Below are 12506 nucleotides of genomic sequence, written 5' to 3'. Positions count from 1 at the left end.
GCCATCTTCAGGAGACGCCCGTCCAATGAGCGAAGCACTTTGTCTTGCCAGCGCCGCCGCACTGCAGCAGCGCATCCGGCGCAAGGAAATCTCGCCGGTGGAACTGACGGCTGCGGTGCTGGCGCGCGCCGAACGGCTGCAGCCGGTGCTGAACTGCTTCATCACGCTGTGCGCGGACGAGGCCATGGCCGCGGCGCGCGCGGCGGAAGCGGAAATGATGTCCGGCCGGCCGCTGCCCCCGCTGCACGGCATTCCTTTCACCGCCAAGGACATCGTCAACACCCGCGGCGTGCGCACCACCTTTGGCGCCGTGCCGATGCGCGACAACGTGCCGGCCGAAGACGCCGTGGCGGTGGCGCGGTTGCGCATGCAGGGGGCGATCCTGGTCGGCAAGACCACCACGCCGGAATTCGGCTCCAAATGCCTGACTGATTCGCCGCTGTTCGGGCGCACCCGCAATGCCTGGCATGCCGACCGCACCAGTGGCGGCTCCAGCGGCGGCGCCGCGGTGGCGGTGGCCAGCGGCATCGCGCCGCTGGCGGTGGCAACCGATGGCGGCGGCTCAACGCGCATTCCTGCCGCCTGCAATGGCGTGGTGGGCATCAAGCAGAGCCAGGGGGTGATTCCGCACAGCCAGGCGCAGGACCTGTTCGGCAACCAGACTTACGTGACGCCGACCACGCGCACGGTGGCCGACACCGGCCTGATGCTGCAGGCCATGGCCGGCGAGCACCCGTGCGACCCGTGGTCGATCGGCGTGGCCGCCGCCGACTACGTGGCCGCAGCGCAGCCGCAGGGCGACCTGCGTGGCCGGCGCATCCTGTATTGCCTGGCGCCGCCGGGCCGCCCGGTGTCAGCAGACGTGGCGCGCGCGTTCGAGGCCAGCCTGGACAAGCTGCGCGCGCTAGGCGCCGAACTGGAGCCCTTCGGCGGAGACGGGTTCGACGTCGAGCCCGTCTGGCGTGCCATCAACCACACGGTATGGCGCACGCGCTTTGCGGCGGTCGTGGCGCAGCACCGCGAGGCACTGAGCCCGACCTTCGTGCGCCAGGTGGAATCCGCCGCCGCATTCACCGCCGTGGCATACCAGCAAGCGATGTTCGAGCGCTCGCAGCTGTTCCTGCGCGTGCAGGCGCTGCTGGGGCGCGCCGACCTGCTCGCCATGCCCACCATCACACGCACCGCACTGCCGCTGGAGCAAGACCTGTTCGGCCAGATCGAAATCGACGGCCAGGACTATCCCGATGTGCGCGCGAACTGGTTCCCCTGGACCATGCCGTTCAACATGACCGGGCATCCGGCCATCAGCCTGCCCTGCGGCTTTGGCTGCGACGGGCTGCCGATCGGGCTGCAGCTGGTCGGGCAGTTCCGCGGCGACGCGCAGCTGCTGCGTGCGGCGGCCTTGTACGAATCGGTCCATGATTTCACCGGCCGATGGCCCGCGCTGCCTTGACCGGTGCCGAGGTCCTTATGACATCCCAACCCAAGATGCCCAGACTGCCATGACTCCTGAATCCCGACTGACGCGCCGGCTGCTGGCCATGACCGCTGTCGCTGCCGCCGCCTTCGCCATGACCGCGCCGGCCAGCGCGGCCGATGCCGAGCCGATGCATATCATCGTCGGCTACGCCCCCGGCGGCGCCGCCGACAGCCTGGCGCGCCTGTATGCCGAGCAACTGCGCCAGGACGGCCACGGCACCGTGGTGGTCGAAAACCGCCCCGGCGCCTCGGCGCGCCTGGCGCTCGACTACGTGAAGCGCGCCAGGCCCGATGGCAAGACCGTGTTCATCGGCCCCTCGCCCCTGTTCACCATCTTTCCACTGACCTACAAAAAGCTGTCATACGATGCCGACAAGGACCTGGTGCCCGCGGCGGTGCTGACCGATGTGCCGACCGCGGTCGCGACCGGCGTGCAGCAGCCTTACCAGAACATGAAGGAATACGTGGGCTGGGCCAGGCGCAACCCGGGCGGCGCCAGCCTTGGCCTGGCCACCATCGGCAGCGCCGGCCACCTGGGCACGGTGGCGCTTGGCAAGGCCGAAGGCATCGCCATCACGCCCGCACCGTATCGCGGCGCGTCGCCGATGCTGGTGGATGTGGTCAGCGGCAATGTGTCGATCGGCTGGGATGCCGTGGCCAGCATGATGCCGCTGTACAAGGGCGGCAAGTTGCGCTTCCTTGGGGTGAGCGGCACGCGCCGCGCCAAGGCGCTGCCCGAAGTGCCCACCATGAAGGAACAGGGCTTCAGCCAGTATGACCACGCCACCAGCTGGTACGGCGTGTTCGTGCCCGCTGGCACGCAGCCTGACGTGGTGGCGCACGTGGAAAAGATGTTCCTGGCCGCCTCGGCCAACGCCGCCACTGCGGCCAAGCTGGAAGCGCTGGGCCTGGAAGTGGTGGCGCGCTCCGGCCAGGAAGGCCGCCGCCGCATCCTGCTGGAGCGCGCCGCGTGGAAGCCGATCGTGGAGGCGACCGGCTTCCAGGCCGAGGACTGACGTTCTCGCTCCCGCTTGCGCTGGCCCGGCCCTGCCCTCAGGGCTTGGGCCGCACCGCGTCAGCGGTCCCCTGGATAAAGGCCTTGATCTTCTCGACGTCGTCCGGCGTCAGCTTGCCGGTGAAGTCAGGCATGCCGCGCGCCATCGCCGGCCCCTTGAAGACCACCTTGTCCAGGTTCTCGATATAGGCGGCATCGATATAGCCCAAGTTGGGGATATTGCCGCCGCGGTCCACGCCGGGCACGCCGTGGCACAGGGCGCAGTTGCTGACGTACAGACCGGTGCCCGCCTTGACCTGCGCCGGGTCATATTTCACGCCCTGCAGCAGCCTGGCGGCGCGGTACTCGGCAAAGGCCGGCAGCGGCGCCTTGCCGCCGAGGGCGAAGGTGTAGACCGTGCCCGGCCCCTGCCGGTTGGTGGCGCGCTGGGCCTGCCCGTAGACCCCGCCCCAACCCACTGCCACCGACACATACTGCTTGCCGTTCAACTCGAAGCTGACCGGCGCCGCCACCACGCCGGTGCCGGTGGGCGACTCCCACAGCTTGTCGCCGCTGCGCGCGTCATAGGCGACAAAGCGGCCATCGGCGGTGCCCTGGAACACCAGGTTGCCGGCGGTGGTCAGCGTGCCGCCGTTCCATGGCGACACATGCTCCTGCGTCCACGCCGCCTTCTGCTGCACCGGATCCCAGGCAATCAGCCGGCCAAAGGGCTTGCTCTTGGGCGGCTCGGCGTTCAGGAACTTGGCGGTGTTCCAGCCCACGTTGCCATGCGGGGTGCCGGGCTTGCCTTCATTGAAGTTCCAGGTCTTGTCGTCCATCAGGTTGATCGGGACGTTCTGCGCCGGCAGGTAGACCAGCCCGGTCTGCGGGTTGAACGACATCGGGTGCCAGTTGTGCGCGCCGTACGGCCCGGGGACCGAGTCATAGGGCTTGTCGGTGGCGCGCGCCTCGGGCCGCTCGATGGGGCGGCCATTGGCGTCATAGCCGGTGGCCCAGTTCACGTCGACAAAGTTCTTGGCCGAGATGAACTTGCCGTTGGTGCGGTCGATGACGAAGAAGAAGCCGTTCTTGGGCGCGTGCAGGATGACCTTGCGCATCTGGCCATCGAGCTTCAGGTCGGCCAGGATGATCGGCTGGGTCGACGTGTAATCCCAGTTGTCGCCCGGGGTCTCCTGGTAGTGCCAGACGTATTTGCCGGTGTCGGGATCGAGCGCGACGACCGATGCCAGGTAAAGGTTGTCGCCGCCGGCCGGGCTGCGCTTGCTGTGTGACCACGGCGCGCCGTTGCCGGTGCCCACGTACATCAGGTTCAGCTCTGGGTCGAAGGCCAGCGTGTCCCAGGCCGTGCCGCCGCCGCCCGCCTTCCAGTACTTGCCGCTGGGGTCCCAGGTCTTGGCCGCCGCGGCCATTGACGCATCCTCGAACGGCCTGGAGGGGTCGCCCGGCACCGTGAACCAGCGCCACTTCTGCTCGCCGGTGCCGGCGTCATAGGCGGTGATGTAGCCGCGCACGCCATATTCGGCGCCGCCGTTGCCGATGATGACCTTGCCCTTGAACACGCGCGGCGCGCCGGTGATGGTGTACGAGTACTTGCGGTCGATGATGGTGTCCTGCTCCCACAGCTTGCGGCCGCTGGCGGCATCCAGCGCGATCAGCCGGCCATCGTACGCGGCCACGAACACCTTGCCCTGGTACAGCGCCACGCCGCGGTTGACCACGTCGCAGCAGCCGCGATAGCCGAGCGAGCGGTCCACCTTGGGATCGAAGGTCCAGAGCCGCTTGCCGGTGCGCGCATCGACCGCATGCACCACGCTCCATGACGCAGTGACGTACATCACGCCGTCCACCACCAGCGGGGTTGCTTCCACGCCGCGGGTCGACTCCAGATTGTAGGTCCACACCAGGCCCAGGTCGCGCACGTTGGCGGCATCGATCTGCCTGAGCCGGCTGAAGCGGGTCTCGGCATAGTCCAGGCCATGGCTGGGCCAGTCGCGGGCCGTGCTGGCGTTGGCACTGATGAAGGCGCCGTCGACCTTGGCTGCCGCATTGCGCGGCGCCGCGGCGCCGGCGGGCAAGACCTGCATTACCAGCGCCAGGGCGGCTGCCAGCAGGCCTGTGGCGCGCCTCATGGGGCGGCGGGTGTGCATCATCGCAACATCGGGGGCAACGGGGTCCGTCGCCTGCTTCAACGCATGGCTCATGTCGTCTCCTGTAGGGCATTCTTGTTGGAATTCGGGACTGCAGGATTACGGAACTGCGCGATGCCGGGCGGTGGCCGGGGCCTATAGATAATCGGTGAGCGATCCGATTATGGATACAGGGATTACCCGCAGAAAATCGTGCAGCCGGCGCAAGGCGGCTGACGTCCAGAGCCCGCCGAGCGATATGTGGCGGATATTACTGACGAAGAAATGAATATTGGACGGTGTGGGCACGCGTCGCTTAGCCTTGGCGCCAAGGCAGGCAACCGCAGCCCGCAATCCCCGCATCCCCGTATCCGGAGACACCAGCATGAGCAACTTCCTTCTCTACGAGCAGCAAGACCATATCGTCACGCTGACAATGAACGAGCCCGAGCGCCGCAACCCGCTGACCGGCAATACCGCGGTGGCAGAGTTCCTGGCCGCGATCGACCGCATCCACGGCGACCGCAGCGTGCGCGCCGTGGTTATTACCGGCGCGGGCACGGCGTTCTCGTCGGGCGGCAACATCAAGGACATGGAACGCCAGGCCTCCGGCGAAGTGCCGGGCATGGAAATCCGGCAGGACTACCGCTGTGGCATCCAGCGGCTGCCGCTGTCGCTGTTCAACCTGGAAGTGCCGGTCATCGCCGCGGTCAATGGCGCGGCCATGGGCGCGGGGCTGGACCTGGCCTGCATGTGCGACATCCGCATTGCCTCTGAGCGGGCGCAGTTTGCCGAGTCCTTCGTCAAGCTTGGCATCATTCCCGGCGACGGCGGCGCGTGGCTGCTGCCGCGCGTGATCGGCCTGTCGCGGGCGGCCGAGATGACTTTCACTGGCCAGCCGATCGATGCCAGGCTGGCGCTGGAATGGAACCTGGTGTCGCGCGTGGTCGCGCCCGAGGCGCTGCTGCCCACGGCCTATGAGCTGGCCGGGCGCATCGCCGCCAACCCGCCGCACGCGGTGCGCCTGGCCAAGCGCCTGATGCGCGAGGCCATGCATACCCGCCTGGATACGCTGCTGGAACTGTCCGCCGGCTTCCAGGCGCTGTCGCACCAGACTGCCGATCACCGCGAGGCGGTGCAAGCGTTCCTGAATAAGCGCACGCCGGTGTTTACCGGCAACTGAGGGTCAACCGAGGGCCAGGCTGGCTGCGTCTGCGCCGACTGGTTGACCATCGCCACGTGGTCGGCATGGCGCTGCTCGCGCGCTGCCAGTGCGATCTCGTCCGGGAACCAGCGCGCCCTCCAGCAGCCGTGGCGATTATGCGGCCACGCCCAGCGCCCCCTCTACATTGCGCACGAGGCTCACCAGCCGCGGGCCGATGTCCTCCTCCATCTGCTTGCTCTGCTGGCTGAACACCGGCACCGAGGCGGCAAAGATCCACGCCTCGCCGTCGCGGCGGGTGCGCATCGGCACGGCAACCGATTCCACCTCGCGGTGCAAGTCGCGGTGGCCGCGGCAGAAGCCGTGGTCTTGGAGGTCGCGGGCGGCATCGGTCAGGCGCTCCTGCAGCCAGTCGGCGCGCTGCGGATCGGCGGCGCGAAGCTGGGCCAGGTATGCCCCGCGCTCGGCCTCGGTCAACAGCATCAGGTAGCCGCGTCCGGAACCTGTGCGCGAGACCGACACGCGCGTGCCGACCTCGGGCCGGAACACATGGCTGCCCACGCCCTGGGCGATTTCGACGTAGGTCAGCGCATTGCCGCTGCCGACGATCAGTTCGACCTGCCCGGCGATATGGTCGGCCAGCTCTTGCATGGCCGGCCGCGCCAGCTGGCGGATCGTCATGCGTGCCAGCGCGGGCGCTGCCAGGTTGATCAGCCTGACCCCGGGCACGTAGCGCGACAGGCGCTCTGAATAATGCAGCAGGCCCAGCTCGCACAAAGTATCGAGCAGGCGGAACAGGGTCGGCTTGGCCAGGCCGGTGCGCTCCATCAGTTCGCGGCTGCTGAGCTCCTGCACCGTCGGCGAAAAGCAGTTGAGGATCGAAATGCCCCGCGCCAGCGCGCTGACAAGGCGCGCCTCGCCGTCGGCATCGGCGGGCGGCGGAGCCAGGGACGCATGTGATGCATTTGTCATGTCATTGCCTGGATTCAAGGTTTTTTGATACACGGGTCTCAAAACCCGGATGTTGCCCTTCGTTTTTTCCAAAGTCAAACCTGGCCTTTTGTGTTTACACGACGCTTTTCCGAAGCCAGAATCCCAATTCATCGTATTGGACGAGCACATTTCGGTACGGATGTCTCAATATCCCAGCCACGACTCGCAACGCTCAGCCTTTTCAGGAGACACCGCATGCAACAAGCCGTCATCGTCGACGCCATCCGCAGCCCGATGGGCCGCTCCAAGCCAGGCTCGGCCTTTACCGAACTCCATGCCACCGAGTTGCTGGCCCAGGTCCTCAAGGGCCTGGTCGAGCGCAACCAGCTGGACCCGGGTCTGGTCGACGACGTCATCACCGGCTGCGTGACCCAGGCGGGCGAGCAATCCGCCGGCCCGGGCCGCGTGGCATGGCTGGCGGCCGGATTTCCTGACCACGTGCCGGCCACCACCATCGACCGCAAGTGCGGCTCCAGCCAGCAGGCGGTGCATTTCGCCGCGCAGGGCATCATGGCGGGCGCCTATGACATCGTCATCGCCTGCGGCATCGAGTCGATGAGCCGGGTGCCGATGGGATCGGCCCGCATCGGCCAGAACCCGTACGGCCCGTCGATGGAAGCGCGCTATGCACCGGGCCTGGTGTCACAGGGTGTTGCGGCCGAGCTGGTTGCCGCCAGGTACGAACTGTCGCGCCACGACATGGACAGCTATTCGGCCCGCTCTCACGCGCTGGCCGCCGCCGCGCGCGAAAGCGGCGCCTTCCGCCGCGAGATCCTGGGCATCAGCACGCCCAACGGCGTGGTCGAGCACGACGAGACCATCCGCCCCGGCACGTCGGTGGAGAAGCTGGGCACGCTGCAGGCTTCGTTCCGCAACGACGAGCTCAGCGCGCGCTTCCCGCAGATCGGCTGGAACGTGACCGCTGGCAATGCCTCGCAGATCAGTGACGGCGCCTGCGCCATGCTGCTGATGAGCGAATCGATGGCGCAGCGCCTGGGGCTGAAGCCGCGTGCCCGCTTTGTCGCATTCGACGTGTGCGGCGACGATCCGGTCATGATGCTGACCGCCCCGATCCCCGCCAGCCAGCGCGCGATCAAGAAGAGCGGCCTGAAGCTGGACCAGATCGACCACTACGAGATCAATGAAGCCTTTGCCTGCGTGCCGCTGGCCTGGCAGCGCGCGCTCGGCGCCGACGCGGCACGCCTGAACCCGCGCGGCGGTGCGATTGCGCTGGGCCATCCGCTGGGCGCCTCCGGCGTGCGGCTGATGACCACCATGCTGCATGCACTGGAAGACAGCGGCCAGCGCTATGGCCTGCAGTCGATGTGTGAAGCCGGCGGCATGGCCAACGCCACCATCATCGAGCGCCTGTAAGCGGCGCCTTCTACCGAACAACGTATCCAATCAAGGAGACACAGCATGAAACTGACCAATATGTCCGCCGTCGTGACCGGCGGTGCGTCCGGCCTGGGCCTGGCCTGCGTGCGGCGCCTGGTGGAACGCGGCGTCGATGTCGTGATCGCCGACCTGTCGGAAGAGCGCGGCAATGCCGCGGTCGACGAGTTCGGCGGCAAGGTCCGCTTCCTCAAGGCGGACGTGACCGACACCGACCAGATGAACGCTGTCTACGACGCCGCCGAAGCCATTGCCCCGCTGCGCGCGCTGATCCATTGCGCCGGCCTGGGCGGGCCTGTGCGCGTGGTCGAGAAGGACGGTTCGCCGGGCTCGCTGGAAAAATACGAGTCGATCGTGCGCATCAACCTGATCGGCACCTTCAACGCGCTGCGCCTGGGGGCAGCGCGCATGGCGAAGAACGAACTGATCGACGGTGAGCGCGGCGCGTGCGTGCTGACCGCGTCGGTGGCCGCGTACGAAGGCCAGATCGGCCAGATTCCTTATGCATCGGCCAAGGCCGGCATCGTCGGCATGACCCTGGTGGCCGCGCGCGACCTGGCACAGCGCGCGATCCGCGTCTGCACCATCGCCCCGGGGCTGTTCGACACCCCGCTGCTGGCCAAGCTGCCGGAGAACGTGCGCGCCTCGCTCGGCGCCATGGTGCCGCACCCGCCCCGCCTGGGCGCACCGGATGAATATGCGTCCACCGCGCTGCACATCCTGGAGAACCCCATGCTCAACGGCGAAACCATCCGCCTGGATGGCGCCATCCGCATGGCACCGCGCTGACCCGCGCTGCGCCGATACCGCCTTCTGAACAGGGAAACTCGCATGAGCGACACGCTGCAACTGGAAACCCGCGGCAATACGCTGCTGATCACCATGAACCGGCCCCAGGCGAAAAACGCCATGGACTTCGAGACCGCGACGGCACTGGCCGCCGCCATCGACCAGCTGGAAAGCCGCGACGACCTGAGCGTGGCCATCCTGACCGGCGCGGGCGGCACCTTCTGCTCGGGCATGGACCTGAAAGGCTTTCTGGAAGGCAAGCGCCCGAGCCTGCCCGGCCGCGGCTTTGGCGGGCTGACCGAGAAGCCGCCGCGCAAGGTGCTGATCGCCGCCGTGGAAGGCTATGCGCTGGCCGGCGGCTTCGAGCTGGCGCTGGCGTGCGACCTGGTCGTCTCGTCGAAAGCGGCCAAGTTCGGCCTGCCGGAAGTCAAGCGCGGCCTGGTGGCGGGCGCCGGCGGCCTGATGCGCCTGCCGCGCCGGGTGCCGTACCACATCGCCATGGAATACGCGCTGACCGGCAATATGCTGGGCGCCGAACAGGCCCACGCCTATGGCCTGATCAACCGCCTGACCGAACCGGGCCAGGCGCTGGAAGGCGCGCTCGCACTGGCCGACGAGATCGGTGCCAACGGCCCGCTGGCGGTTGCCGTCACCAAGCAGATCGTGGCCGAGTCCGCCGACTGGAGCGCCGAAGAGATGTTCGAGCGCCAGCGCCCGCTGCTGGCGCCGGTGTTCACCTCGGCCGACGCCCGCGAGGGGGCCGCCGCGTTCGCCGAGAAGCGCAAGCCGGTGTGGACCGGCAAGTGATGGCCCACGCCAGGCGGACGGCATTGATGCCATCCGCGCTGCACTAGAGAACGGCCGGCCGCAAGCCGGCCGTTCTTGCATTGCCAAGCAGCACACAGACCAGAACATGGAGGAGACCCATGAAACACAAGCTGCCCGAATCGTTGTTCAACACGTCCGCTGCCCTGCTGCTGGCGACCGCCGCCGCCACGCTGCCGGTGGCGGCCAGCGCCGCGGCCTGGCCTGAGCGCCCCATCACCATCATCGTGCCCGGCGCGCCGGGCGGCACCACCGACATCCCGACGCGGCTGGTGGCACAGAAGCTGTCGGCCATCCTGGGCCAGCCGGTGGTGGTCGACAACAAGCCCGGCAGCGGCGGCGTCATCGGCACGCAGGCCTTCATGCGCGCGGCGCCGGACGGCTACACGCTGCTGGTCGGCAACACCGGCTCGCACGCGATCAACTACAGCGCCTACAAGCAGTTGTCCTACCAGCCGCAGGACTTCATGCCGCTGACGGACCTGATCTCGTTTGCCAACGTGCTGGTGGTCGGCGCGCAGGCGCCGGTGCGCAGCGTGGCCGAGCTGGTGGCGCAGCTCAAGCAGTCCCCGGGCAAGTATTCCTACGCCTCGGCCGGCATCGGGCAGACCACGCACCTGACGGCAGAGCTGTTCCGGCTGCGCACGGGCACCGAAGTGATTCACGTGCCGTACAAGGGGTCGACACCAGCCACGACCTCGGTGCTGGCGGGCGGAACCACCTTCATGTTCGACAACCTGACGCAGGCGCTGCCGCAGATCCGCGCCGGCAAGCTGCGCGCGCTTGCGGTGACCAGCGCCGAGCGCCTGCCCGCCCTGCCGGACGTGCCGACGATGGCGCAGGCCGGCGTGAAGGATTTCGTGGTGATGGGCTGGCTGGGCTTCTTTGCGGCGGCCAAGACCCCGCCGGCCATTGCCGCCACGCTGCAGGAAGCGCTGTGCAAGGCCATGCGCGACCCCGAGGTGGTGGCCAGGTTCCGCGACATGGGCGGCATCCCGGGCGGCGAACCGCAGCCGAAGTTCGCCGCGCTGGTCAGCGGCGACATCAAGCGCTGGGGCGAGACCATCCGTGCATCCAAGGTCAGCCTGGACTAGCTGTACCAGGTGCCGGGCCGCCTTTGGCAAAGCGGAAGGCGGCCCGGCCCAAAGCCAAATTGACACGGTGGGGCCTGCGACATACCCTCGCCCTACCCTGCGGTATATTCAGCGCTTACTTAAATACCAGTACATTCAATACATAGAAAGCGCCGCGGGACCCACAACGATAACGACAGCGACGAGACCACACCGTGCCCACCCCCACCGCGCCTTCCCGCTACGAAGCCCTGCGCCCGGCCTTGCCGATCCTGATCGGCGCCTCCGTGATGCTCAGCCTGGCCATGGGCCTGCGCCAGAGCCTTGGCATCTTCATGCCGCCGCTGACGCGGGACATCGGTATCTCGGTATCGGATTTCACCATCGCCATCGCGGTACAGAACCTGGCGTGGGGCCTGCTGCAGCCGCTGGCCGGGGCCTGGGCCACGCGGATCGGCTTCCGGCCGCTGATGCTGGCCGGCTCGCTGCTTTATGTGACCGGACTGGTGCTGCTGGCGACCGCGCACAGCATGGTCGGCATCACACTGGGCGCGGGCGTGGCCATTGGCGCATCGATGGCCTGCACCGGCAGCGCCCTGGCGATGGCGGTAGCGGCGCGGCCGGTGTCGGCGGCGCTGCGCAGCACGGTGCTGGGGCTGGTGTCTGGCGCGGGCTCGCTGGGCGCGCTGCTGGCGGCGCCGATCGGGCAGATGGTGACGCAGGCCTACGGCTGGCGCACCGGGCTGGCAGCGTTCGTGCTGCTGGCGCTGGTGATGCTGCCCGCGGCGTGGTTTGCCGGGCGCGTGGACCGGTTGCCGCTGGTGTCGCCCGCGGGGCGCGGCCAGGACAGCGCGCGTGAAGCGCTGGGCACCGCGCTGCGGCACGCGCCGTTCGTGGTGATGGCACTGGCGTATTTCGTCTGCGGCATGCAGCTGGTCTTCCTGACCACGCACCTGCCGTCATATCTGGACGTGTGCGGCATGGACCCGATGCTCAGCGCGCAGGCGCTGGGCGTGATCGGCGGCTTCAACGTGCTGGGCAGCATCTTCTTCGGCTGGGCCGGAGGCCGCTTCAACAAGCTGATGCTGCTGGGCGGCATCTATACGATTCGGTCGCTGGCGCTGACCTGGTACTTCTCGTCGGCGCCCACGCCGCAGAGCACGCTGGTGTTCGCCGCGGTGATGGGCTTCCTGTGGCTGGGCGTGGCGCCACTGGTATCGGGCTGGATCGCCGAGACCTTCGGGCTGCGCTGGCAGGCCATGCTGGGCGGCGTGGCGTTCTTCAGCCACCAGATCGGCAGCTTTCTCGGCGCCTTCGGCGGTGGGCTGGTCTACGACGCGCTGGGTTCCTACACCGTGGCGTGGCAGGTCGGCGTGACGTTGGGGCTGGCCGCGGGTCTGGCGCAAATTGCATTTGCCGCGGCCACGCGGCGGCAGCCGCCGCTGATGGCCACTTCCTGAAGCGCCGGCGCCGGCCCGCCCCGAACGGGGGATGCGGAGGGCGCGCTTAGCACCTAGCATGGATCCTGAGCGGTCCGGTCTTGGATCCTCAGGCCTTTTCAAGCCCGCCCCCGCGCGGGTTTTTTTATGCTTCTTCGCTGAATTGGGTGGCACGCCCGCCAGGCGCCCTTCCCTGGCCCATGCCAATAT

11 protein-coding genes are annotated in these 12506 nt (G+C 68.1%); 8 read left to right on the top strand and 3 right to left on the bottom strand.

Annotation, left to right across the window (positions count from 1 at the left end):
* Positions 1-25 precede the first annotated feature (25 nt).
* Positions 26-1453, top strand: a complete 1428-nt coding sequence (locus A3A5_RS0127050) for an amidase (protein ID WP_018313599.1) — start codon at positions 26-28, stop codon at positions 1451-1453.
* Positions 1454-1541: 88 nt separating this feature from the next.
* Entirely contained in the window at positions 1542-2495 is a 954-nt protein-coding gene (locus tag A3A5_RS0127045; RefSeq protein ID WP_018313598.1) for a tripartite tricarboxylate transporter substrate binding protein, read from the top strand.
* 37 nt (positions 2496-2532) lie between these two features.
* Here the strand turns inward: A3A5_RS0127045 and A3A5_RS0127040 are convergent, their stop codons facing one another.
* Positions 2533-4695: a PQQ-dependent dehydrogenase, methanol/ethanol family gene (locus A3A5_RS0127040; protein WP_018313597.1), complete on the bottom strand. Its 2163-nt coding sequence runs from the start codon at positions 4693-4695 to the stop codon at positions 2533-2535.
* 81 nt (positions 4696-4776) lie between these two features.
* Positions 4777-5007 carry a hypothetical protein gene (locus A3A5_RS43630; RefSeq protein WP_157637307.1) on the bottom strand — a complete coding sequence of 77 codons (231 nt, stop codon included), beginning with the start codon at positions 5005-5007 and terminating at the stop codon, positions 4777-4779.
* On the opposite strand from A3A5_RS43630, the gene A3A5_RS0127035 reads away from it, so the two are divergent.
* Positions 5006-5803 (top strand): crotonase/enoyl-CoA hydratase family protein, encoded by a 798-nt coding sequence (locus A3A5_RS0127035; protein WP_018313596.1) that lies wholly within the window; start codon positions 5006-5008, stop codon positions 5801-5803. The genes A3A5_RS43630 and A3A5_RS0127035 overlap by 2 nt on opposite strands.
* A 135-nt stretch (positions 5804-5938) precedes the next feature.
* On the opposite strand, the gene A3A5_RS0127030 is transcribed toward A3A5_RS0127035, so the two are convergent.
* Positions 5939-6754 (bottom strand): IclR family transcriptional regulator, encoded by an 816-nt coding sequence (locus A3A5_RS0127030; protein ID WP_018313595.1) that lies wholly within the window; start codon positions 6752-6754, stop codon positions 5939-5941.
* Between the two features lie 216 nt (positions 6755-6970).
* Here A3A5_RS0127030 and A3A5_RS0127025 point away from each other — a divergent pair, with 216 nt between their 5' ends.
* From A3A5_RS0127025 to A3A5_RS0127005, 5 genes are all read left to right on the top strand, one after another.
* Positions 6971-8149: a thiolase family protein gene (locus A3A5_RS0127025; protein WP_018313594.1), complete on the top strand. Its 1179-nt coding sequence runs from the start codon at positions 6971-6973 to the stop codon at positions 8147-8149.
* A 45-nt stretch (positions 8150-8194) separates the two neighbouring features.
* Complete coding sequence (locus tag A3A5_RS0127020; RefSeq protein WP_013956840.1) at positions 8195-8959, top strand: SDR family NAD(P)-dependent oxidoreductase; 765 nt, start codon at positions 8195-8197, stop codon at positions 8957-8959.
* A gap of 42 nt (positions 8960-9001) precedes the next feature.
* Positions 9002-9766, top strand: a complete 765-nt coding sequence (locus tag A3A5_RS0127015; RefSeq protein WP_018313593.1) for a crotonase/enoyl-CoA hydratase family protein — start codon at positions 9002-9004, stop codon at positions 9764-9766.
* A gap of 119 nt (positions 9767-9885) precedes the next feature.
* Positions 9886-10878: a tripartite tricarboxylate transporter substrate binding protein gene (locus A3A5_RS0127010; protein WP_018313592.1), complete on the top strand. Its 993-nt coding sequence runs from the start codon at positions 9886-9888 to the stop codon at positions 10876-10878.
* 194 nt (positions 10879-11072) lie between these two features.
* On the top strand, positions 11073-12317 hold the full coding sequence (locus A3A5_RS0127005; RefSeq protein ID WP_018313591.1) for an MFS transporter: 1245 nt from the start codon (positions 11073-11075) through the stop codon (positions 12315-12317).
* Positions 12318-12506: the final 189 nt, after the last annotated feature.

Origin of the sequence: Cupriavidus sp. UYPR2.512, from assembly GCF_000379565.1 — a bacterium.
Taxonomy (GTDB): domain Bacteria; phylum Pseudomonadota; class Gammaproteobacteria; order Burkholderiales; family Burkholderiaceae; genus Cupriavidus.
Note: the sequence above shows the minus strand (reverse complement) of the source record. Positions and strands in the feature narration are given on the sequence as shown.